General features: G+C 63.9%; 23 protein-coding genes. 19 read left to right on the top strand and 4 right to left on the bottom strand.

Annotated features, from left to right (window positions below):
* Window positions 1-27 precede the first annotated feature (27 nt).
* Window positions 28-1,674: an acetolactate synthase large subunit gene (locus AC56QP_RS08085; RefSeq protein WP_489860182.1), complete on the bottom strand. Its 1,647-nt coding sequence runs from the start codon at window positions 1,672-1,674 to the stop codon at window positions 28-30.
* 356 nt (window positions 1,675-2,030) lie between these two features.
* Here AC56QP_RS08085 and AC56QP_RS08090 point away from each other — a divergent pair, with 356 nt between their 5' ends.
* Window positions 2,031-2,324, top strand: a complete 294-nt coding sequence (locus AC56QP_RS08090; protein ID WP_489860181.1) for a TFIIB-type zinc ribbon-containing protein — start codon at window positions 2,031-2,033, stop codon at window positions 2,322-2,324.
* Window positions 2,325-2,400: 76 nt separating this feature from the next.
* Window positions 2,401-3,393 carry a Tim44 domain-containing protein gene (locus tag AC56QP_RS08095; RefSeq protein WP_489860180.1) on the top strand — a complete coding sequence of 331 codons (993 nt, stop codon included), beginning with the start codon at window positions 2,401-2,403 and terminating at the stop codon, window positions 3,391-3,393.
* Window positions 3,394-3,415: 22 nt separating this feature from the next.
* Here the strand turns inward: AC56QP_RS08095 and AC56QP_RS08100 are convergent, their stop codons facing one another.
* Window positions 3,416-4,513: a lactonase family protein gene (locus tag AC56QP_RS08100; RefSeq protein WP_489860179.1), complete on the bottom strand. Its 1,098-nt coding sequence runs from the start codon at window positions 4,511-4,513 to the stop codon at window positions 3,416-3,418.
* Between the two features lie 199 nt (window positions 4,514-4,712).
* On the opposite strand from AC56QP_RS08100, the gene AC56QP_RS08105 reads away from it, so the two are divergent.
* From AC56QP_RS08105 to AC56QP_RS08145, 9 genes are all read left to right on the top strand, one after another.
* Window positions 4,713-5,264, top strand: a complete 552-nt coding sequence (locus tag AC56QP_RS08105; protein ID WP_489860178.1) for a MaoC family dehydratase — start codon at window positions 4,713-4,715, stop codon at window positions 5,262-5,264.
* A gap of 2 nt (window positions 5,265-5,266) precedes the next feature.
* On the top strand, window positions 5,267-6,427 hold the full coding sequence (locus AC56QP_RS08110; protein WP_489860177.1) for a CaiB/BaiF CoA transferase family protein: 1,161 nt from the start codon (window positions 5,267-5,269) through the stop codon (window positions 6,425-6,427).
* Window positions 6,428-6,441: 14 nt separating this feature from the next.
* Window positions 6,442-7,587, top strand: coding sequence for an extracellular solute-binding protein (locus AC56QP_RS08115; RefSeq protein ID WP_489863653.1), 1,146 nt, complete (start codon window positions 6,442-6,444; stop codon window positions 7,585-7,587).
* A 38-nt stretch (window positions 7,588-7,625) separates the two neighbouring features.
* Window positions 7,626-8,813 carry an ABC transporter substrate-binding protein gene (locus tag AC56QP_RS08120; protein WP_256750019.1) on the top strand — a complete coding sequence of 396 codons (1,188 nt, stop codon included), beginning with the start codon at window positions 7,626-7,628 and terminating at the stop codon, window positions 8,811-8,813.
* A gap of 88 nt (window positions 8,814-8,901) precedes the next feature.
* Entirely contained in the window at window positions 8,902-9,639 is a 738-nt protein-coding gene (locus AC56QP_RS08125) for an ATP-binding cassette domain-containing protein (RefSeq protein WP_489860176.1), read from the top strand.
* Complete coding sequence (locus AC56QP_RS08130) at window positions 9,632-10,381, top strand: ATP-binding cassette domain-containing protein (RefSeq protein ID WP_489860175.1); 750 nt, start codon at window positions 9,632-9,634, stop codon at window positions 10,379-10,381. The genes AC56QP_RS08125 and AC56QP_RS08130 overlap by 8 nt, the downstream gene beginning before the upstream one ends.
* On the top strand, window positions 10,378-11,328 hold the full coding sequence (locus AC56QP_RS08135; RefSeq protein ID WP_497100617.1) for an ABC transporter permease: 951 nt from the start codon (window positions 10,378-10,380) through the stop codon (window positions 11,326-11,328). The genes AC56QP_RS08130 and AC56QP_RS08135 overlap by 4 nt, the downstream gene beginning before the upstream one ends.
* 1 nt (window position 11,329) lies before the next feature.
* A complete protein-coding gene (locus AC56QP_RS08140) occupies window positions 11,330-11,659 on the top strand; it encodes a hypothetical protein (RefSeq protein ID WP_489860174.1) in 330 nt (109 codons plus the stop codon).
* A complete protein-coding gene (locus tag AC56QP_RS08145; protein WP_489860173.1) occupies window positions 11,632-12,300 on the top strand; it encodes an ABC transporter permease in 669 nt (222 codons plus the stop codon). The genes AC56QP_RS08140 and AC56QP_RS08145 overlap by 28 nt, the downstream gene beginning before the upstream one ends.
* Before the next feature lie 10 nt (window positions 12,301-12,310).
* Here the strand turns inward: AC56QP_RS08145 and AC56QP_RS08150 are convergent, their stop codons facing one another.
* Window positions 12,311-13,150, bottom strand: a complete 840-nt coding sequence (locus AC56QP_RS08150; RefSeq protein ID WP_489860172.1) for an amidohydrolase family protein — start codon at window positions 13,148-13,150, stop codon at window positions 12,311-12,313.
* A 66-nt stretch (window positions 13,151-13,216) separates the two neighbouring features.
* Window positions 13,217-14,002, bottom strand: coding sequence for an IclR family transcriptional regulator (locus AC56QP_RS08155; RefSeq protein ID WP_489860171.1), 786 nt, complete (start codon window positions 14,000-14,002; stop codon window positions 13,217-13,219).
* A gap of 168 nt (window positions 14,003-14,170) precedes the next feature.
* On the opposite strand from AC56QP_RS08155, the gene AC56QP_RS08160 reads away from it, so the two are divergent.
* From AC56QP_RS08160 to AC56QP_RS08195, 8 genes are all read left to right on the top strand, one after another.
* Window positions 14,171-15,490 carry an ABC transporter substrate-binding protein gene (locus tag AC56QP_RS08160; RefSeq protein ID WP_489860170.1) on the top strand — a complete coding sequence of 440 codons (1,320 nt, stop codon included), beginning with the start codon at window positions 14,171-14,173 and terminating at the stop codon, window positions 15,488-15,490.
* A 164-nt stretch (window positions 15,491-15,654) separates the two neighbouring features.
* Window positions 15,655-16,551, top strand: coding sequence for a carbohydrate ABC transporter permease (locus AC56QP_RS08165; RefSeq protein ID WP_256750027.1), 897 nt, complete (start codon window positions 15,655-15,657; stop codon window positions 16,549-16,551).
* A gap of 2 nt (window positions 16,552-16,553) precedes the next feature.
* Window positions 16,554-17,420, top strand: coding sequence for a carbohydrate ABC transporter permease (locus AC56QP_RS08170; protein ID WP_489860169.1), 867 nt, complete (start codon window positions 16,554-16,556; stop codon window positions 17,418-17,420).
* Window positions 17,421-17,424: 4 nt separating this feature from the next.
* Complete coding sequence (locus AC56QP_RS08175) at window positions 17,425-18,522, top strand: ABC transporter ATP-binding protein (protein WP_489860168.1); 1,098 nt, start codon at window positions 17,425-17,427, stop codon at window positions 18,520-18,522.
* A gap of 5 nt (window positions 18,523-18,527) precedes the next feature.
* Complete coding sequence (locus AC56QP_RS08180) at window positions 18,528-19,640, top strand: mandelate racemase/muconate lactonizing enzyme family protein (RefSeq protein WP_489860167.1); 1,113 nt, start codon at window positions 18,528-18,530, stop codon at window positions 19,638-19,640.
* A gap of 10 nt (window positions 19,641-19,650) precedes the next feature.
* Window positions 19,651-19,980, top strand: coding sequence for an L-rhamnose mutarotase (locus AC56QP_RS08185; RefSeq protein WP_489860166.1), 330 nt, complete (start codon window positions 19,651-19,653; stop codon window positions 19,978-19,980).
* Window positions 19,973-21,049 carry a Gfo/Idh/MocA family protein gene (locus AC56QP_RS08190; protein ID WP_489860165.1) on the top strand — a complete coding sequence of 359 codons (1,077 nt, stop codon included), beginning with the start codon at window positions 19,973-19,975 and terminating at the stop codon, window positions 21,047-21,049. The genes AC56QP_RS08185 and AC56QP_RS08190 overlap by 8 nt, the downstream gene beginning before the upstream one ends.
* Window positions 21,046-21,495 carry a MaoC/PaaZ C-terminal domain-containing protein gene (locus AC56QP_RS08195; RefSeq protein ID WP_489863652.1) on the top strand — a complete coding sequence of 150 codons (450 nt, stop codon included), beginning with the start codon at window positions 21,046-21,048 and terminating at the stop codon, window positions 21,493-21,495. The genes AC56QP_RS08190 and AC56QP_RS08195 overlap by 4 nt, the downstream gene beginning before the upstream one ends.
* Window positions 21,496-21,523: the final 28 nt, after the last annotated feature.

Raw genomic sequence — 21,523 nt, forward strand, 5'->3', positions numbered from 1 at the left:
ATCCTGACGGCGGCGTTGCCGCTGCCGTCAGGGCGTCTGCGGCGCCGGCAGCCGCTCGCGCAGTTCGTCGACGAGCACCCTGGTGTTTTCGGAATAGTCGATGGGCACGACGACGAGATGCACGCCGCGGCCGGCGAAGGCCTGCTCCAGCGCCGGCCGCAATGCGGCAATCGCGTCAACCCTGGTCCCCTTGGCGCCATAGGCCTCTGCGTATTTGACGAAATCGGGATTGCCGAAGGTCATGCCGAAATCCGGAAATTCATCGACCGCCTGCTTCCATCGGATCATCCCGTAGGCATGGTCTTCCAACAGCAGGACGACGAGGTTGAGCTTGAGCCTGACGGCGGTCTCCAGTTCCTGGCTGTTCATCATGAAGCCGCCGTCGCCGCAGATGGCCATGACACGGCGCTGGGGATAGAGCAGTGCCGCCATCATGGCCGACGGCAGGCCCGCGCCCATGGTGGCGAGCGCGTTGTCGAGCAGCAGCGTGTTTGCCATGCGCGTGCGGTAGTTGCGCGCAAACCAGATCTTGTACATGCCGTTGTCGAGGGCGAGGATCCCGTCCGCCGGCATCACAGCACGCACGTCGTGCACGATACGCTGCGGCGTGAAACGGTCTTCGGTGGCGCGCGCGGCGATCCGGCTCAAAATGCCTTCCCGCAGCGGCAGCAGGGCCTGCGCATTGGGGATCTTGCCCTCGATACGGTCCGCCAACAGCGCCAGGGATGGGCCGAGGTCGCCGACGATCTCGGCCTGCGGGAAATAGACCTGCTCGACATCGGCGGAGTGATAGCCGACATGGATGACCGTCGGCCCCTTGGCGCCCATGATGAAAGGCGGCTTCTCGACCGTGTCGTGGCCGATGGTGATGATCAGATCGGCCTGCTCGATGGCCTCGTGTACATAGTCGCGTTCCGAAAGTGCCGCCGTTCCCATGTAGAGCTCGGTTCCGCCCGGCACGGTGCCCTTGCCCATCTGCGTGGTGAAATAGGGAATTTGCGTGCGCAGGACGAACTGGGCGACATCGGGGGTGACGCGTGGCCGCGACGCCGCCGCGCCGAACATCAGCAGGGGACGCTTGGCTTCCATGATCATGCGAGCGGCACGATCGAGCGCGGTCGCGCTGGCCAGGGGCAGCTCGACCGGATGCGTCGGCACAAGCGCGACCGGCTCACACTCCGCCGCGGCAATATCCTCCGGCAATTCCAGATGCACGGGGCCGGGACGCTCTTCCTGGGCGACGCGAAAGGCTTCGCGCACCAGTGACGGGATCATCTTCGGCGAGACGATCTGGCGCGACAGCTTGGTCAGCGGCTTCATCGCCGCGACGATGTCGACGATCTGGAAGCGCGCCTGCCGGGACGACAGGATGCCCTTCTGGCCGGTGATCATGATCATCGGCATCGCGCCGAGCAGCGCATAGGCCGAGCCGGTTGTCAGATTGAGCGCGCCGGGGCCAAGCGTGGTGATGCAGACACCCGCCTTGCCGGTGAGCCTGCCATAGGTGGCGGCCATGAAGGCGGCCGCCTGCTCGTGGCGGGTCAGGATCAGTTGGATCGACGAGCGCCGGATCGATTCGACGATGTCGAGATTTTCCTCGCCCGGAATGCCGAAGATCCGATCGACCCCTTCGTTCTCGAGGGCCGCAACGAACAAATCCGAACCTTTGGTCATGAACCAACTCTCCTGCAATGCGTACATTCCGCCAGCCACCTTCATATGGCACTGGAACGCGGTGCCTCAAAGAGGCTACGGATCGTAGCAACAACCATTGCCCGTCCTAGGATCCACCACTGGCTCAGCGATCCGACACCATTATGCCGAACAGGGCGGTCTCAGCCGCAATGCCAACAAATCATTGTTGCGGGCAATATCGCCCTTGAAGGCGCGGCTCTGCATTCCTAACTGTTCGGTGCGGGCCGGGCCCCTCTGACAATCGCTTCTGTGATTGTGATGTCGGACCGCTTTAACGGGCCCGTTTCCATCCTTTTCGGTCAAGCGGGCTCATTCCTTTCGGTTTGGAGCCCCGCATGACATCTTCCGTCCTTGGTCTGGTTTGCCCCTCCTGCCGCGTCGCGCTCACAATGAGCGAACGCCAGGGTATCGAGATCGATTACTGTCCGCAGTGCCGCGGCGTCTGGCTTGATCGAGGCGAACTCGACAAGATCATCGAGCGTTCCAGCAGGGAGGCGCCGCCCGCGCCGCAGCCGCAGCCGGCGGCATTCTCCCAGCCGCAGCACGGTCGCGATGAGGATTATTCCCGCTCGCAGGGCCACCGCTATCCGAAGCGGAAGAAATCCTTTTTCGAAGAATTGTTCGATTGACGCATGACGCCGCCCAGTAACCGAGCGGGCATTTGCTGAAAATTTCCAAGAAACACACCGACAAAGGCCAACCCCGATGATGTCTCGCACAAGCCGATTTGGCACCCTCTTTGCAGGACTGTTCCTGGCGTTCTCCATGATCGCGATCGATCATGCCGAGGCTCGGCGCGGCGGCAGTTTCGGCAGTCGCGGCACGCGCACGTTCCAGTCGGCGCCACCGACCAGGACCGCACCGGCGCCGACCGCTCCGGTCGAGCGTTCGATGACGCCCAACACCGGTGTGAACTCTGCCGCCCGGCAGCCGCAGGCCGGCCCGCAGAGGCCCGGCTTCATGAGCGGCTTCGGTGGAACGATGATGCGCGGTCTGCTGCTCGGCGGCCTGATCGGCCTGCTTGTTGGCCAAGGCTTCGGCGGGCTGGCCGGGATGTTCGGTTTCCTGCTTCAGGCCCTGCTCATCGGTGGCGCGATCATGCTGGCTATCCGCTTCTTCCGGTCGCAATCCGCGCGTGGCCCTGCCCCAGCGCTCGCCGGTGCAGGCAATGGCCAAGCGTCGCTATTTGAGAACCGCGCAACGGCACAGCAGCAGACGGACCCTGCACGCTCCTTCACAATTCCCGGCTTTGGCGGCGGTTCGGGCGGCGTCTCTCCGGCCGCAGGTTCCGAGGACATCACGCTGGTTCAGACCGACCTCGACGCATTCCAGCAGCTGTTGACCGATGTCCAGGAAGCATTCGGGCGCGAAGACCATGCCGCTCTGCGTCGGGCGACGACGCCCGAGATGGTGTCCTATCTGTCCGAAGAACTGGCCGACAATGCCCAGAAAGGTCTCAGGAACGAGGTGTCCGACATCACCTTGCTGCAGGCCGACATCGCGGAAAGCTGGCGCGAGGATGACCGCGACTACGCCACGGCGGCATTGCGCTACGAGTCTCGTGACGTGACGCGCGAACGGGCCAGCGGCAAGATCGTCGAGGGCGACGAGGACCTTCCCACAGAGACGACCGAGTTGTGGACATTCATGCGTGAGAATGGCTCGAACTGGAAGCTCTCGGCAATACAACAGGCATGAGCCCTGGTTCGTTGCAGGCAGCTCAACGCACGATCTTGACACACATTGGCGTGCCGATCTCGATGGCGCGGCCGGTGTCGGTCAGCATGCCGCTGTCGGCGTCGCGGGCAAAGATCGAGATGCGGTCGGCATTCTGGTTGGCCGAGAACAGATGGCCGCCTGATGGCGTCAGCGCCAGGTTGCGCGGCGTCGCGCCGCCGCAAGGGACGTAGCCGACGAGGCTCAGTGAGCCGGTCTGCTGGTCGACCGCCATGATGACGACGCTGTCGTGGCCACGGTTGGAGCCGTAGACGAAACGACCGTCGGGCGAGATCTGGATATCGGCGCAATGATTGCTGTCGCGCGCCTCGGCCGGCACGGCCGGCCTGGCGTCGATGATCGACAGCTTGCCGGTGGCATCGTCGAGCGCCATCGACACGATGGTCGAATCCAGCTCGTTCATGACAAAGACGAAGCGCCCGTTGGGATGCAGTGCGAGATGGCGCGGACCGGCGCCCGGCGGCAAAGCGGATTCGGCTGACTTGCTCAGGCTGCCATCATGCTCGATGCGGTAGGAGACCAGCCGGTCGATGCCGAGGTCGGCGACAATAGCCGTTCCGCCGGCGATGGTTTCGGTGACGCTGTGGGCATGCGATCGTTCCTGCCGCGCCGCATTCGGGCCGGTGCCCTTATGCGAAACGCTGGCCAGCGGTGCCGACAAGGCACCGTTCTTGTCGAAGCCATAGACCGCCACGGCGCGATCCGGACCACCCTCGCCCATGCCATAATTCGCGACCAGCAGTTTCGTCCCGTCGTGGGTGATGGTGTTGTGGGCGGTGATGCTGCCCAGCGAAGGCTGCTTGTTCAGATAGTTGAGCGTCCCCGAGGCACGATCGAAGCCGTAGGCGGAGACGGTTCCCTCGCGCCAGGTGAAGACCTCCGAATTGGCGTAGAGGCGCGATCCATCCGGCGTCACCGACAGGAATGTCGGATTGTCGATGTCGTTGGTCTCGGCAAGTTTCCGTGTTCCCAGCGTTTCCTCGTCGAAGCTGTAGACGCTGAGACCGACCCCGCGCGCGCCCTGAAAATAGGGCGCCTCACGGTTCAGGCTGCCGACAAAGGCCAGACAATCCTTGCGCATGATTTCCTCCCTTGCCCGCCAGCGCTTGGGTGCGCGGGAGCAGCCAAAATTTCGCCTGTTCACGCTTGCAACGCAACCCCATATGTGAAAATACTATTTACAAAAGAAGATTGACGGGAGGAGATGCCGTGCTTTTCGACGCTTTGATGCGCGTTCAAACGGTTGCCCGGAACCTCACGCGAGACCATCGGAGCCAGTCATGACCGATTTCGCGCCTACCGTCGGCGTTGCCTCGACCCATCCCACCAACATGCCCGCGGACCACGCGGCCCTGCCGGTGTGGAACGCCGAGAACTGGTTCTATGAGGACTGGCCCGTTGGCCAGAAGATCCGCTCGTTGCGCCGCACCATGGCCGAAGGTGACAGCCACCTTTTCAACACGCTGGTGCTCGACATCCACCCTTACGTGCAGGACCAGATGTTTGCCGAGACCGAGGGCATTTTCGGCAAGCGGCTGGTGGCCGGCGCCTTTGTCTTCTCGGCGGGCCTGGGGCTGGTCGCCACCAACTGCGTCAACGCCTTTTCCTATGGCTATGACAAGCTCCGCTTCATAAAGCCTGTCTTCATTGGTGACACGATCTATTCGATCCGCTCCAATCTCGACAAGAAGCCCCGCTACAAGGAAATGGGGCTGATCCGCGCCAGCTATGAGGTGTTCAAGGGCGAAGGCGAGCTGGTTCTCTATTGCGAGCATCTGCAGACGGTGAAGTACCGCAACCCGGCCGATTTCGTCGGCAAGACGGAGAAATAGCCATGCCGGCAGCAGCCGAATTGCCGCTTGCCGGTCTCGTCGTCGTCGACATGAGCCAGTTCCTGTCCGGGCCCTATTGCTCGCTCAGGCTGCTCGATCTCGGCGCCCGCGTCATCAAGATCGAGCGTCCGGATGGCGGCGACCTGTCGCGCCGGCTCTATCTCAGCGACACCGAGATCGGTGGCGATTCCACCATCTTCCATGCCATCAACCGGGCCAAGGAAAGCCTCGCCATCGACCTCAAGAACGAGGCCGACCTCAAGGCGCTGCGCGGCCTTCTGGCCAAGGCCGACGTGCTGATCCAGAATTTCCGGCCGGGCGTCATCGAGCGGCTCGGCCTTGACTATGAGGCTGTGCGCAAGATCAACCCGCGACTCGTCTTTGCCTCGATCAGTGGCTATGGCGAGGATGGGCCCTGGGTCAAGCGTCCAGGCCAGGACCTGCTGGCGCAGTCGCGCTCCGGCGTGATGTGGCTGAACGGCGATGAGGACCAGGGGCCGGTGCCGTTCGGGCTTGCCATCGGCGACATGCTGGCCGGTGCCGCCTGCGCGCAAGGCATCCTGGCGGCGCTGGTGCGGCGCGGCATCACCGGCCAGGGCAGCCATATCGAAACCAGCCTGCTGGAAGCACTGGTCGATTTCCAGTTCGAGGTGCTGACCACCCATCTCAATGACGGCCGGCGCTTGCCCAAGCGCTCCAACTTCCGCAGCGCGCATGCCTATCTGTCGGCGCCCTATGGCGTGTATCCGGCCAAGGACGGTTATCTGGCCATCGCCATGACGCCGATCCCCAAGCTGGCCGATCTGCTGTCGCTCGAGGAGTTGGCGCCCTATCGCGACAGACCGGCATCGTGGTTCACCGCGCGCGACGACATCAAGGCGATCATCGCGCAACGCATCGCCACCAAGACCATCGACGAATGGCTGGCCATTCTCGAGCCGGCCGACATCTGGTGCGCCAAGGTGCTGACCTGGCCGGAGATGCTGGCAAGCGAGGGCTTCCAGTCACTCGACATGCTGCAGACGGTGACGCGTGAGGACGACGTCTCGATCCTCACCACCAGTTCGCCGCTCAGGGTCGATGGCATCAGGGCCAAGGTCGATCGGGCAGCGCCCCGCATCGGCGAGCATAGCGCGGCAATCCGCGAGGAGTTCGGCCTGTGAGCACCCTCAAGGGCATGACCTGGAGCCATCCGCGTGGCTACGATCCGATGGTCGCCTGCTCGTCCCTATGGCGGCAACGGACGGGTGTCTCGATCGAGTGGGACAAGCGCTCGCTGCAGGATTTCGAGTCCTTCCCGGTTGAGGAACTGGCGCGGGCCTACGATCTCATCGTCATCGACCATCCGCATGTCGGCCAGATCACGGCGGAGCGCTGCCTTGAGCCGCTTGATGTCGTCGCTCGCGAGGCGGAGCGCGCGACGCTCGCGTCGGGTAGCGTCGGCCAGTCCTATCCGAGCTACAGCTGGCAGGGGCGGCAGTGGGCGTTTCCGATCGATGCTGCCAGCCAGGTCCAGGCCTGGCGGCCGGATGCGCTCGATGCGCCGCCACCGCGCTGGAGCGATGTGCTCGATCTCGCCCGGCAACGCCATGTGCTTTTGCCATTGCGGCCGCCGCATGTGCTGATGACGTTCTACACGCTTGCCGGCAATCTCGGTCATCCCTGCGCCACCGATCCGTCCCGCGACCTCGTCGACATCGAGACGGGCAGCGAAGTCTTCGAGACGATGCGCGAGATCGCGGCGCTCGTCGACCCCGCCTGCTTCGAGATGGATCCGATCGCCGTTTCGGAGCGCATGGCAGAGTCCGGTTCCCGGTTCGTCTGCGCGCCGTTGATCTACGGCTACGTCTCCTATGCGGTGACGGGATTTCGCGCGATCCGGCTGGCCTTCGCCGACATCCCGGTCATCGGCGCGAGCGGCCCCGTCGGTTCGGCGCTCGGTGGCACAGGCATAGCCGTGTCAGCCTTTTCGAAGGCGAAAGAGGCAGCGATCGACTTCGCCTATTGGGTCGCCAGCGGCGATGTCCAGCGCAGCGCCTACGCCGCCGCCGGCGGCCAGCCCGGCCATGCGGCCGCCTGGGAAGACCAGACGGTCAATGCCGCGACCGGCAATTTCTACAGGGATACGCGCGCGACGCTGGAGGGCGCATGGGTGCGGCCGCGCCATGACGGCTACATGGCGTTCCAGCAGGCGGCATCCGACCGCATCCTTTCCGGCATGACCTCCAGGCATCAGTCCCGACAGGTCGTTGCCGATCTCAATCGCCTGTTCCGGGAGAGCTCCCCGGCGCAGGTGTCCGGCGCTGCCGGTGGAGGAGCCTGAACGGGAGCCTGAACGAAACCGAACGGAGGAGAACGAGAATGACAGCAATGATCCGCGGCCTGCTGGCCGCAACGGCGCTTGCCTCGCTTGCAACGACCGCCTTTGCCGAGGACGTGCAAGGCGTCATCGGCGGGCTGCCGACCGAACTCAAGGCGCAATATGACGGCGCACCGCAGAAGGTGCTGCCCTCGGCCTGGGACAATTTCACCCCGCCGCCAAAGCCGTGGAAATGGTGCCACTCGGAATCCTACCAGGGCAACCCGTGGCGGGTGACGGTGACCAAGGAACTGAAGCGGCTGGTCGACGGGCTGATCGCCGACGGCACGGTATCCAGCTTCGAGGTGTCGGATTCCAACAACGACGCCAGCCAGCAGATCAACCAGATCCGCGCCTTCATCGACAAGAAATGCTCAATCATCACCTCGATCCCGGGTTCGGCGACGGCGCTTGACGATGCGATCGATGCCGCCGCCAAGGCCGGCATCCCGTTCATCACCGCGGCCGGTTCGGTGACAAGCCCGAACGCGATCAATGTCGATTCCAACTATGCGCGCTGGGGCTATGACATGATGACGGCGATCGGCAAGGCACAGCCGGACGGCGCCAGCATCCTGCTCGTCGAAGGCATTGCCGGCCACCCGATCGTGGTGCAGGAACGCCAGGGTGCCGACAAGGCGTTGGCCGAGAATCCCAAGCTGAAGATCTCGCGCAACGTCAACGGCAACTGGACTGCCAACGTAACCAAGACGGTGGTGCTGCAGGCCATCGCCACCAACCCGGCACCGATCGACGCGGTGTGGACGACCGGCAGCGAGAGCCGCGTCGTCGCCGAGGCCTTCGCCGAAGCCGGCAGGCCGGCGCCATTGATCACCGGCTCGATCACCGGCGACGCGCTGGGCTATTGGAAAGCCAACCCCGACAAGTACCGCTTCGAAGGCCACGCCGTGCTGCCGCACTGGACCGCCGAGACGCTGTTCCGCGTTGGCGAGCGCATGCTCGACGGCCAGAAGCCGAAGCTGAACACGCTGCTGATCCCGATCCCGCCGGTGCACAGCGCCGATCTCGGCCAATGGTACAAGGACTGCATGACGACGGACGCCGTCTCGATCTTCCCGATCCCGCCCAAGGACCCGATGCCGGAGGAATGGCTCGACGCCTATTTCTCCAACCCGGCGCCGACCAAGGGCTGGGATTATTCGAAGGTGCCAGACGCCTGTGCAAAGTGACGCCTGCGCAAAGTGACGCCTTCACCAAATATAGTCTCGGCAGGCCAGCTCCTTTCGGGGAGCCGGCCAGCCAGCACCGAAACACGACGTGCTTGAAATCAGAAACATATCCAAACGCTACGGCGAAACGATCGCGCTTGCGGACGCCTCGATCGCATTCCGGGCGGGGACCATCCACACCATCCTGGGTGAGAATGGTTCGGGCAAGAGCACGATGGTCAAGCTTCTGTCCGGCATCGTCCAGCCGGACAGTGGCGCGATCCTTTTGCAAGGCAGGCCGTTCTCAGGCGCTGGCCCCTCGGCTTTCCAGGCGCAAGGTTTCGCCACGGTGTTCCAGGAGGTGCTGATCGCACCGGACCGCAGCGTGACAGACAACATCCTGCTTGGCCTCGACGGGATGATCCGACGTACCGTCCCCCGCAACGAGCGTCGCGACCGGGCGGCTGCGGCGTTGAAGCGCTTCGCCGTCACCGACGTTCCGCTCGATTCGCGCGCCGGCCTGTTGCCGCTTGCCGCGCAGCAACTGGTCGTCCTCGCCCGAGCGCTCGTGCGCGATCCAAAAATCCTGATCCTCGACGAGGTCACAGCCGCACTCGATTTCGCCGATCGCGAGTCTGTCTTCTCGTTGATGCGCGCCCTTGCCGGCGAAGGTTGCCTCATCCTGTTCATCACCCATCGCATGGACGAGGTGATGTCACTTTCGGATCGCATTTCGATCCTGCGCGGCGGTAGCGTTGTGCGCACCGAGGAACGCGGCGCCTCGACGCCGGCTGAACTGCTGAAGGCCATGGCGCCACGCACGGCGGCGGAGTTGGCGCATGGCTGATCACACGGCTCCTGGCCTCGCCGCCCGCGATCTCGTCATCGCACCCGGCGCCAGTGCAATAACGCAAACCATCGCTCCCGGTGAGATCGTCGGCCTTGCCGGCCTCGACGGCCATGGCCAGGAGCTGTTCCTCAAAATGCTCGCCGGACTCGCCCCGCCGCTTGGCGGCTCGATCGAGTTTGGTGCGCCGGGCGCTTCCCGCAAGATCACCGGTTTCCGCAAAGCCGTCTCCAGCGGCATCGCCTATCTGCCACGCGACCGGCGCGCGAACGGCATTTTCCCGACCCAGTCGGTGCTCGACAATTTCGCTGTCTCGACATTGTCGCGCGATACGCGCCTTGGCCTGATCAGCCCCGCGGCGCGCAAGGCGCGCTACGATATCTATCGCAAGAAACTGTCGATCGTGGCGCCCCGTCCCGATGCGCCGATCACCACACTGTCGGGCGGCAACCAGCAGAAAGTGCTTTTGGCGCGGGCATTGGCGCTGGAGCCTGCGATCCTGTTACTCAACGACCCGACGCGCGGCGTCGACGTGGCGACGCGGCATGTTCTCTACGATGTCTTTCGGGGGCTGGCGGCCGAGGGCATGGGGCTCGTCATCCTGTCCAGCGAGATCGAAGAGATTCTTCTCCTCTGCCAGCGCGTTCTGGTGTTTCGTGAAAATGAGGTCGCAGCCGAAATCGGCGGTGAGCGGCTCACCGCCGACAGCGTAATCGCTGCCATGTTCGGACGGGCGGCATGACTCCGGTAGCCCGCCTCCTGTCTCTTGGACGAAGCGTCGGTTTCGCCGTCGTGCTGCTGGTCATCCTGCTCGCGGTCAATCTCATTCTCAGTCCGGGGCGGTTCCAGCCGGGCTCCTGGGGCGCGCTGGTCGGACTGGCCGCGCCTCTTATCGGCGCGGCCATCGCGTCGACCCCGGTGATCCTTGCCGGGCGTGGCGGCATCGACATTTCGGTCGGACCGCTGATGGGCTTCGTCAACGCCTTGGCGATCCAGGTGCTGTTCCTTGGCGCCGGCATCTCGTCGCCCCTGCTGCTCGTTCCGGCAGCGCTGCTCGTCGGTGCGCTGGTGGGCGCGGCGAACGGCTTCCTGGCGACGGTCGTGCGCATCCAGCCGATCGTCGCCACGCTTGGCACCTATCTGATCCTCAGCGGCGTCACGCTGACGATCCTGCCGGCACCGATCGGCCCCGCGCCTGCCTGGCTCAAGGCGCTGTCCGGCCCGCTGTCGATGCTGCCGCTGGCGGCGATGTTCATTGCCTGGTGGCTGGTGCGGCGCACTCCCTATTACGACCAGCTGATGGCCGTCGGCAGCGACGACCGCGCCGCCTACACCGCCGGTGTCGATGTCACGCGCGTGCGCTTCATCGCCTATGTCATGACCGGCATCTTTAGCGGATGCGCCGGGCTGATGCTGACGGCACTGATCGGCTCCGCCGATCCCAATATCGGGCCGACCTACACGCTGATCGCCATCGCCGCCGTCGCGCTTGGCGGCGTCAGCCTGGCCGGTGGTCGCGGCGGCGTAGCCGGTGCCGCGATCGGCGCCATCGACATCTTCCTGCTGCAGAGCGTGCTGACGACGTTCAACGTTTCGACCTTCGTGCTGCAGATCGCCTATGGCGCCATACTTGTGCTGGCGGTGATGCTGACCGCGCTGCAGGAACGTCTTGCCATGAGGGGGCGCTGACATGGCCACTGGGCGAAACCTGTTCGTCACAACCAATGCCCGCGTCGTCGGTGCTTTCTTTGTCGCCGCCGTTCTGCATCTCGCCGGCACAGTCCTCATCCCCGGCTACTCCTCGCCATTCGCGGTGCGCGCCATGCTGGTGCTCGCCTCGCTGCTGGCGGTCGCCTCGATCGGGCAGACACTGGTCGTCATCATGGGCGGCATCGACCTGTCCATCCCCTTCGTCATCGGTTTCGCCAATGTCGTGGCGGCGCAGCTCTACGGCGATGGCTGGAACTTTTTCTCGTCTGCGGCCTCGTCGGGGTGCTGGCACTCGTCATCGGCGGGCTGAACGGGCTGATCTCGCGCAGCCTCGACATCCAGCCGCTCATTGTCACGCTGGGTATCGGCATGGTCGTGCAAGGGCTGGTTCTGTTGTGGACAGCCGGCTTCCCGTCAGGCTCCGCGCCGCAAGCGGTTTCCAGCTTCGTGTCGATCGGCGGATCGGCCGGGCCGCTGCCGGTTCCATGGCTGGTGCCGAGCCTGGTCGTGCTGGCGGCGCTCGTCGTCCTGGTGCTGGAGCGGACGCCCTACGGGCGTCGGCTCTATGCGCTGGGCAGCAATCCGGGCGCGGCACCGCTGGCATTGATCGACCCGGTTCGCATGTGGGTCCTCACCTATGCGGCGAGCGCCTTCTTCGCCGCGGTCGCGGGCGTGCTGCTGCTCGGCTTCACCGGTTCTGCCTATGGCGATGTCGGCCAACCCTATCTGTTCCAGACCATCGCGGCGGTCGTCGTCGGTGGCGCGGCGCTGGTCGGTGGCCGTGGCAGCTATCTCGGCACGATCGCCGGCGTGCTGGTGCTGACCGAAATCAACACGCTGCTGATCGGCCTCGGCTTCCAGCCTTCAGCGGTTCAGGCGGCACTCGGCTTCATCATCGTGCTGCTGGTCTCGCGAACGGCACGTCTCGACGACGATCTGACGCAATGCTAAGGGGACCCGCCTATTCGAGCCGCCACAGCTTGCGGGCATTCGCGGACAGGAGCCTGTCACGTTCCGAAACGCTGCAGCCCGAAAGCAGCGCATGGGTCGCCGCCACCCAGGTCGAGAGCCCGCCGCCAAGCGTGCAGACCGGCCAGTCGCTGCCCCAGACAACCCGATCCCAGCCGAACACACCAATGGTGTGCTCGACATAGGGCCGCAACGTCTCGGCCGTCCAGCTGCCGGGGTCGGCATAGGCGACGACGCCGGAAATCTTGGCCATGACATTCGGGCGCCGCGCGATCTCGCTCATATGTTCGCGCCAAGGATGCTCGGCTCCGCCCTTGATGTCGGGGACGCCGCAATGGTCGAGGACGAACCTTACATCGGGCGCGAGGTCGGCAAGCGCTGTCGCCTTGGGAATCTGGTGCGGCAGCACGACGAGATCGAAGGTCAGGCCGGTACCGCCAAGCCGCTTGATGTTGTCTCGAAACTGCGCGCCTTCCGAGAGATCGTCGGGCACGACATGGAGAACGCGGCGGAAACCCTTGACGAAGGGATTTGCTCGTTGACGTTCGAGATAGGCCGCAAAATCCGCCTCTTCCGGCCGGCAGGAGGCGATCACCCCGGCCAGCATGCTGCCGGGTTGCCCGGACAGTCCTTCGACCCGAGCGGTCTCTGCCTCGATGTCGGCTGGATCGACATCGACTTCCATGTGCAGCACGCGCTCGACGCCGACACGTTGCGCCTCGACAGCGTATTCCTCGTAGGAGAAATCGCGGTTGAGCGCCGGCACGCCGGCGAGCCAGGGATAGCGCAGTGCCGAGCGATCGATGAGATGCAGATGGGTGTCGATGATCATGGTGGCTCCTCCTCTTTTGGCTTCTTCAGATCATCTCACGGAGGAATTCTTCATTCAAATAAGAATTTACGTCGATGAGCCGACCGCCGACCCGGCCAGGCGCGACAACTTGTCAGCCGTGGCCAGCAGCAGTTCGATCGTCCTGGTGATGTCGGGCGCGGAAGGCGCATTGACGACAGTGATGTAGGGAATCGACAGCGCAGCGATCGCCTTGCCGTCGGAACTGCGCACCGGCGCCGACAGGTTGAAGACGCCGGCGGTCTGCATCGAGGCCATCATCTCGTAGCCACGGTCGCGGATCTGGTCAAGGCGGGTGAAGAATTCGGCCGATTGCGCCGTCTTGTCGGTGCTGCGGACATGCTCGGAAATCATCATCTGCCGCTCTTCGGGTGAACGGAAGGCGAGCAGGACATGTCCCGAGCCGGTGTCGAACAGGCTGATATGCGAGCCGACCCGGATCGAGATGCCCCAGTAGTTCGGCGCCTCCTGCTGAGCGATCACGACGGCGGAACCGCGATCAAAAACAACGAGTTGATTGGCCTGCTGCGATGTCTCGGCCAGTTCACGCATCAGCGGCGTGGCGTAGGAAACCAGGCGGCGCACCGGGGCATGCAATTGCGCCAGGCCAAACAGCTTGAGCGTCAGCGAATAGCGGTCTCCATCCAGCCGCGTGACGTAGCCGCGCCGCACCAACCGGTCGAGCATGCGATAGAATTCGTTCGGGCTGCGGTCGAGTTTCTTGGCGATTTCCGCCTGTGTCAGGCCGCCGTCGACGCCCGCCAGCAGCTCAAGGATGTCGAGCCCCTTGTCGAGCGCGGGCGCGCGATAGCGCTCGTCTTCGCTGTCATCCATGGCTCGTCCCTCCAGTGAATTCTCTCCTTCATATACGCAGGAATGTGACCAGCGGAAACAAATTTCGCCTTGACGTATCCATGAATGTTTTGTTTGTATATGAATGTAGCACTTCTTGTCATCAGACGAGTTGCGGTCGCCGCTGAGGCGCACCAAGGGAGGATACCAATGAACAGACTGCTTTCCGGCGTATCCGCCGGCGCATTGTTGCTTGCATTCGGCGCAGGCACTGCCCTTGCCGGCGACCTGCCCGGCAAGTTCGAAGGCGTCACCATCGACGCCAAGCTGATCGGCGGCCAGCAATATGAAAAACTCTACGAGCGGATTCCCGAATGGGAGAAGCTGACCGGCGCCAAGGTCAACATCCTGACCAAGAAGAACGGCTTCGATATCGACAAGGAGCTCAAGTCCGACATCGCCTCGGGCAGCACCAACTGGTGCGTCGGCTGGAACCATTCGTCGTTCGCGCCGCAATATACGAGCCTCTACACCGACCTCGGCAAATTGCTGCCCAAGGAAGAGATCGACGCCTTCGTGCCTTCGACGATCAAGGCGGCGACCATCGACGGCAAGCTGGAGATGCTGCCGCGGGCGCAGTTCGACGTTTCGGCGCTCTACTACCAGAAGAACCTGTACGAGAACGCCGACAACAAGACCAAGTTCAAGGCGAAATACGGCTATGACTTGGTGCCGCCGGACACCTGGAAGGAAGTCACCGACCAGGCCGAGTTCTTCGCCAACCCGCCCAATTTCTACGGCACGCAATTCGCCGGCAAGGAAGAGGCGATCAACGGTCGCTTCTACGAGATGGTGGTCGCCGAGGGCGGCGAATATCTCGACAAGGACGGCAAGCCAGTCTTCAATTCCGAAGCCGGCATCAGGGCGCTCGACTGGTTCGTCAATCTTTACAAGGCCAAGGCCGTGCCGGCCGGAACCACCAACTACCTGTGGGACGATCTCGGCCAGGGCTTTGCCTCCGGCACCGTCGCCATCAATCTCGACTGGCCGGGCTGGGCCGGCTTCTTCAACGATCCGAAGTCGTCCAAGGTCGCCGGCAATGTCGGCGTGAAAGTCGCGCCGAAGGGTTCGTCGGGCAAGCGCACCGGCTGGTCCGGCTTCCACGGCTTCTCGGTGACCGAGAACTGCCCGAACAAGGAGGCCGCAGCCTCGCTGGTGTGGTGGTTGACCAATGAGGACAGCCAGAAGCTCGAGGCCGCCGCAGGCCCGTTGCCGACCCGCACGGCGGTCTGGGACTGGGATCTGCAGCAGGCAGCCAATGATCCTTACAAAAAGGAAGTTCTGGCGGCTTTCCAGGAAGAGGCAAAGAGCGCCTTCGCCGTGCCGCAGACCCCGTCGTGGATCGAGATCTCGAACGCCGTCTATCCCGAACTGCAAGCGGCGATCCTCGGCGACAAGACGTCCAAGCAGGCCCTGGATGAAGCCGCGGCCAAGGCGACGCAGATCCTGCAGGACGCCGGCAAGCTCTAGCAACCGCTCCCAAGGCTGCCTCCCCCATCAGGAAGATGGGGGAGGCGATCGCGCCTTGCCAGGCGAGAGCGCGGACCAATCCGCGACAGTCTTCAGTTCCCCCGGACCGGTCCTCGACAAGCAAGAGGCACCGACAGTCGCATGCAACATCACACAGGACCCCGATGAAGGGCTTCAAGCCATCCGCGCCATTCCTGCTGCTGCTTCCGGCAATGATCGTGCTGGCGGCGGTCGTCGTCGTGCCGCTGCTTCTGTCGCTCTATTCCAGTTTCACGCCATTCCGCCTGACCAAGCCCGAGACATTTTACGTCTTCATCGGCATCCGGAACTATCTCTCGATCCTCTCCAACACCGATTTCTGGTGGGCGTTCGGCCGCACGGTTCTGCTGCTGACGATCGCGCTCAATCTCGAAATGCTGCTCGGCCTTGGCCTGGCGATGCTGGTCGAGAAAGCGACACGCGGCCAGCGCATCCTGCGCACGCTGATGATGTTCCCGATGATGTTCTCGCCGATCCTTGTCGGCTTCCAGTTCAAGTTCATGTTCAACGACAATATCGGCCTAGTGAACAACGCCTTGCAGTCGCTCGGCATCACGCAGGACGCCATACCATGGCTGATCGAAGGCCATCTCGCCTTCATCGCCATCTCGATCGCCGAGATCTGGTCGTCGACGGCGATCTTCGCCATCCTGATCCTCGCCGGCCTGCTGGCCATGCCCAAGGAGCCGATCGAAGCGGCGCGGGTCGACGGCTGCACGCCGTGGCAGACATTTCGCTATGTGACGTGGCCCTTCGTCATGCCTTTCGCCTACATCGCCATGACTATCCGCTCGCTCGACGTCGCGCGCGCCTATGACATCGTCAAGATCATGACCGATGGCGGACCGGCCGGGCGCACCGAGCTGCTGTGGACGCTGGTGGCGCGCACCGCCTATAGCGACGGGCGCATGGGCATGGCCAACGCCATGGCCTATTTCTCGATCCTGCTGTCGATCGCCTTCACCGTCTACTTCTTCAACAAGCTCGCCGCGGCGCGCACGCAGATCGGTGCGGAGTGGTGAGAATGGACGAGAATACTTCCGCCCGCCTCAAGCGTCGGTTGCTGGGCATCGTCTATCGTATCGGCCTGTTCCTGGCGATGCTGACGATCTGCCTGCCGGGCCTGTGGATCGTCATCTCGTCGCTGCGGCCGACCGTCGAGATCATGGCCAAGCCGCCGGTGTGGATCCCGCAGGAGATCTCTCTCGACGCCTATGTCGCGATGTTCAGCGGCATCGGCAAGGGCGGCATCCCGGTGATCGAATATTTCCGCAACTCGCTGATCATCTCGGTGACCTCGACGGTGATCGCGGTCGCCATCGGCATGGCCGGCGGCTACGCCTTCGCGCGCTACCGCTTCCGCGGCAAATCCAGCGTCTTTCTCGGCCTGATGCTGACACGCACGGTGCCGGGCATTGCGCTGTCGCTGCCGCTGTTCTTCCTCTATGTGCGGCTCGGCATCATCGACACGCATTTCGGGCTGATCCTTGCCTATGTCGCGCTCAACGTGCCGTTCACGATCTGGCTGATCGACGGCTTCTTCCGCCAGGTGCCAAAAGACCTCGCCGAAGCGGCGCAGATCGACGGCTGCACACGCTGGCAGGCCTTCTGGCAGGTCGAGTTCCCGCTCGCCGGGCCGGGCATCGCGTCCGCCGCCATCTTCGCCTTCCTGACCTGCTGGAACGAGTTCGCGCTGGCCTCGCAACTGACCCGCTCGGTGAGCGCCAAGACGCTGCCGGTCGGCCTGCTCGACTACACGGCCGAGTTCACCATCGACTGGCGCGGCATGTGCGCGCTCGCCGTGGTGATGATCATTCCGGCGCTCACCCTCACCTACGTCGTCCAGAAACACCTTGTCGGCGGCCTGACCTCCGGCGCGGTGAAAGGCTGATCCAATGGCAACGGTTTCCCTCCGAAGACTGACCAAGCGCTACGGCAATATCGGGATCGTGCATGGCATCGATCTCGACATCGCCGACCGCGAATTCATCGCGCTGGTCGGCCCCTCCGGCTGCGGCAAGTCGACGACGCTGCGCATGATCGCCGGGCTCGAGGAGATCAGCCAGGGCTCGATCGAGATCGGCGGACGCGTCGTCAACGATCTGCCGCCGCGCTCGCGCAACATCTCGATGGTGTTCCAGTCCTACGCGCTCTATCCGCACATGACGGTGCGCGAGAATCTCGGCTTCTCCCTGAAGATCGCCGGTGCCGCCAAGGAAGACATGGACCGGCGTGTCGCCGAAGCCTCGGCCATCCTCGGTCTCGATACGCTGCTCGACCGCCGTCCCTCGCAACTGTCCGGCGGCCAGCGCCAACGCGTTGCCATGGGCCGCGCCATCGTGCGCGACCCCGACGTGTTCCTGTTCGACGAGCCGCTTTCCAACCTCGACGCCAAGCTCAGGACGCAAATGCGCACCGAGATCAAGAAGCTGCATGCCAAGGTGCAGTCGACGGTGATCTATGTCACCCATGACCAGGTCGAGGCGATGACGCTTGCCGACCGCATCGTCATCATGCGCGACGGCCATATCGAGCAGGTCGGCACGCCCGACGAGGTTTTCCGGCGGCCGGCGACACGCTTCGTTGCCGGCTTCATCGGCTCGCCACCAATGAACCTGCACGAGGCGACAATCGATGACGGCCAGATGGTTTTCGCCAGCGGCGAAAAGCTGCCTTTGCCCGGCCAGTTCAAGGCCAATGTCGCCACAGGCGACAAGGTCGTGTTCGGGCTGCGGCCGGACGACATCTATCCGACCGGGCATGGCATCAGCTCAGGTGGCGTCGCCGACGTCCACCAGATCGAACTGCCGATCACGGTGACCGAACCGCTCGGCAACGAGACGCTCGTCTTCGTCGAGTTCAACGGCGTAGACTGGGTGTCGCGCATGCTCAATCCGCGACAGCTGCGGTCGGGCGAGCGGATCGCCATGAGCCTCGACATGTCGCAGGCGCATCTGTTTGCCGCCGACACCGGAAAGACATTGCGGAGCTGACCGACATGGCTAGAATCGAGAGAGTCGAACTGCGGATGGTGGACCTTGTGCCCAAGGTCAAGCGCACCGACGCCATCCAGAGTTTCGTCAGCCAGGAAACGCCGATCGTCACGATCACCGATTCCGACGGCGCGGTCGGCACCGGCTACAGCTACACGATCGGCACCGGCGGCTCGTCGGTGATGCGGCTCCTGTCCGACCATCTTGTGCCACGCCTGATCGGCCGCGACCCCGACATGATCGAGGCGATCTGGCACGATCTCGAATTCGCCACGCATGCCACCACGATCGGCGCGATCACGGCGATCGCGATCGCTGCGGTCGACACGGCGCTGTGGGACCTGCGGGCGAAGAAGCAGGGCCTGCCGCTGTGGAAGCTGGCCGGTGGCGCCAAGGACCGCTGCCCGCTCTACACCACCGAAGGCGGCTGGCTGCACATCGAGACGCAAGCGTTGGTCGACGATGCGTTGGCCGCCAAGGCCAAGGGCTTTCGCGGCTCGAAGGTGAAGATCGGCAAGCCGCATGGCGCGGAGGATTTTGCGCGCCTGTCGGCGGTGCGCAAGGCGGTTGGCGACGGCTACGAGATCATGACCGACGCCAATCAGGGCTTCTCGGTCGACGAGGCGATCCGGCGCGCGGCAAGGCTGCGCGAGCTTGACCTCGCCTGGATCGAGGAGCCGCTGCCGGCCGACGACATTGACGGGCACATACGGCTGTCAAATTCGACGCCGACGCCGATTGCGATCGGCGAGTCGCTCTATTCCATCCGCCATTTCCGCGAATACATGCAGAAAGGCGCTTGCTCGATCGTCCAGGTCGATGTCGGCCGAATCGGCGGCATCACGCCCTGGCTCAAGATTGCCCATGCGGCGGAGGCGTTTGACATTCCGGTCTGCCCGCATTTCCTGATGGAACTGCATGTCAGCCTGACCTGCGCTGTTCAGAACGGCAGATATGTCGAGTACATTCCGCAGCTCGACCAGTTGACCGGCAAGCACATGCGCATCGAGGATGGCCAGGCGCTGGCGCCCGACGAACCGGGCATCGGCATCGACTGGGACTGGGACGCGGTCAAGGCCATGAGCATCGCCGAATTCACCACGGCGATCTCGAAATAGGGAGACTGGCATGCAGCGGATGGGGATGGTTCTGGGGCTGAAGCCGGAAAAGGTCGAGGAGTATGTCCGCCTTCATGCTGCCGTCTGGCCCGACGTGCTGACCATGATCTCGGCCTGCAACATCAGGAATTACTCGATCTACCTGAAACGACCGGAGAACCTGCTGTTCAGCACTTTCGAATACCATGGCACCGACTACGAGGCCGACATGGCCAAGATGGCGGCCGATCCCCGGACGCAGGAATGGTGGGCGGTCTGCATGCCTTGCCAGGAGCCGCTGGCGACGCGCAAGGATGGCGAATGGTGGGCAGCGATGGACGAGGTCTTCCATCATGACTGAAGGCGGTTTCGATCCTGCCTCGCTCGTTCAGTCCTGGCCCAAGCCTTCGAAGCCCCGGCCGATCGTCACCTTCGGCGCCGGATCGATCGTCGGCGACGCGCATTTCCCGGCCTACAGGAAGGCCGGCTTTCCGGTCACCGGGCTTTACGATCCCGATCATGCCAGGGCCGCAAGGCTGGCGGATCAATGGGGTGTAACCGCCTTTCGCTCCGCCGAGGAAGCCGCCGCCGTCGAGGGCGCGATCTTCGACCTCGCGACGCCGCCATCCCGCCATGCCGATGTGCTGAAATCCTTGCCCGACGGCGCCGTGGCGCTGATCCAGAAACCGATGGGCGGCAACCTTGCCGAGGCGACCACGATCCTTGAGATCTGCCGCGCCAAGAAGCTGCACGCGGCGGTGAACTTCCAGCTGCGCTTCGCGCCGATGATGCTGGCGCTCAAGGACGCGATCGCCAAGGGCTGGCTCGGCGAGGTCGTCGACTTCGACGCCTGGCTGGCGGTGGCGACACCTTGGGAGCTATGGGAGTTCCTGCTCAAGGCGCCGCGCGTCGAGATCGCCATGCATTCGATCCATTATCTTGACCTGATCCGGCAGTTGCTCGGCGATCCGCAAGGTGTCCACGCCAAGACGCTCGGCCACCCCAACCATAAGGTGGCGCAGACGCGCACCAGCGCGATTCTCGACTACGGCGACACCGTGCGCTGCGCGCTGTCGATCAATCACGACCACAAATTCGGCCGCCGGCACCAGGCCTGCGAGTTCCGCATCTGCGGCACCGAGGGAGCAGCCTATCTCAAGCTCGGCCTCAATCTCGATTATCCGCGCGGCGAGCCGGACGTGCTTGAAATCTATCCGAAAGGCGGGACGGACTGGATCGCGGTGCCCTTGGCCGGCGAGTGGTTTCCCGACGCCTTCGTCGGCCGCATGGCCAATGTCCAGCGCTTCGCGGCGGGAGAAGACGCAACACTGATCAGCCCGGTCGAGGATGCCTGGAGCACGATGGCATTGGTCGAGGCGGCCTATCAGTCGAGCGCGGCGCCGGCGACACCGATCGCGGAAAGACCCTGATGGAACAGATCCAGTATTTCGAGGACTACGAGATCGGCTCCTCGCGCCTCACCAGCGGCCGCACCATCACCGAAACGGACTTCATCGTCCATGCCGGCCACACCGGCGATTTCTTCCCGCATCACATGGACGGCGAGTACATGAAGACGACGCCGTTCGGCCAGCGCATCGCCCATGGCACGCTGGTGTTCTCGGTCGGCATCGGTCTGACGGCAAGCGTCGTCAATCTCGTCGCCTTTTCCTATGGCTACGACCGGCTGCGCTTCATCAAGCCGGTGTTCATCGGCGACACGATCCGCACGCGCACCACCATCGCGGCCAAGGAAGACGATCCCAAGCGGCCAGGTTCGGGACGGGTGATCGAGCGCTGCGAGGTGATCAACCAGCGCGGCGACGTGGTGCTGGCGGCCGACCACATCTACATCGTCGAACGCAAGCCGGCATAGGGCTGAAGCTCTCGTCACCTGCAAGGTG

Source organism: Mesorhizobium sp. RCAM 05104, from assembly GCF_059683645.1.

Coding starts and splice junctions, on each gene's coding strand:
- AC56QP_RS08140 (WP_489860174.1), top strand. CDS start 11,330: ATGGCCACTGGGCGAAACCTGTTCGTCACAACCAATGCCCGCGTCGTC.
- AC56QP_RS08165 (WP_256750027.1), top strand. CDS start 15,655: ATGAAGGGCTTCAAGCCATCCGCGCCATTCCTGCTGCTGCTTCCGGCA.
- AC56QP_RS08105 (WP_489860178.1), top strand. CDS start 4,713: ATGACCGATTTCGCGCCTACCGTCGGCGTTGCCTCGACCCATCCCACC.
- AC56QP_RS08150 (WP_489860172.1), bottom strand. CDS start 13,150: ATGATCATCGACACCCATCTGCATCTCATCGATCGCTCGGCACTGCGC.
- AC56QP_RS08185 (WP_489860166.1), top strand. CDS start 19,651: ATGCAGCGGATGGGGATGGTTCTGGGGCTGAAGCCGGAAAAGGTCGAG.
- AC56QP_RS08190 (WP_489860165.1), top strand. CDS start 19,973: ATGACTGAAGGCGGTTTCGATCCTGCCTCGCTCGTTCAGTCCTGGCCC.
- AC56QP_RS08155 (WP_489860171.1), bottom strand. CDS start 14,002: ATGGATGACAGCGAAGACGAGCGCTATCGCGCGCCCGCGCTCGACAAG.
- AC56QP_RS08110 (WP_489860177.1), top strand. CDS start 5,267: ATGCCGGCAGCAGCCGAATTGCCGCTTGCCGGTCTCGTCGTCGTCGAC.
- AC56QP_RS08160 (WP_489860170.1), top strand. CDS start 14,171: ATGAACAGACTGCTTTCCGGCGTATCCGCCGGCGCATTGTTGCTTGCA.
- AC56QP_RS08115 (WP_489863653.1), top strand. CDS start 6,442: ATGACCTGGAGCCATCCGCGTGGCTACGATCCGATGGTCGCCTGCTCG.
- AC56QP_RS08180 (WP_489860167.1), top strand. CDS start 18,528: ATGGCTAGAATCGAGAGAGTCGAACTGCGGATGGTGGACCTTGTGCCC.
- AC56QP_RS08120 (WP_256750019.1), top strand. CDS start 7,626: ATGACAGCAATGATCCGCGGCCTGCTGGCCGCAACGGCGCTTGCCTCG.
- AC56QP_RS08135 (WP_497100617.1), top strand. CDS start 10,378: ATGACTCCGGTAGCCCGCCTCCTGTCTCTTGGACGAAGCGTCGGTTTC.
- AC56QP_RS08100 (WP_489860179.1), bottom strand. CDS start 4,513: ATGCGCAAGGATTGTCTGGCCTTTGTCGGCAGCCTGAACCGTGAGGCG.
- AC56QP_RS08085 (WP_489860182.1), bottom strand. CDS start 1,674: ATGACCAAAGGTTCGGATTTGTTCGTTGCGGCCCTCGAGAACGAAGGG.
- AC56QP_RS08090 (WP_489860181.1), top strand. CDS start 2,031: ATGACATCTTCCGTCCTTGGTCTGGTTTGCCCCTCCTGCCGCGTCGCG.
- AC56QP_RS08170 (WP_489860169.1), top strand. CDS start 16,554: ATGGACGAGAATACTTCCGCCCGCCTCAAGCGTCGGTTGCTGGGCATC.
- AC56QP_RS08130 (WP_489860175.1), top strand. CDS start 9,632: ATGGCTGATCACACGGCTCCTGGCCTCGCCGCCCGCGATCTCGTCATC.
- AC56QP_RS08095 (WP_489860180.1), top strand. CDS start 2,401: ATGATGTCTCGCACAAGCCGATTTGGCACCCTCTTTGCAGGACTGTTC.
- AC56QP_RS08175 (WP_489860168.1), top strand. CDS start 17,425: ATGGCAACGGTTTCCCTCCGAAGACTGACCAAGCGCTACGGCAATATC.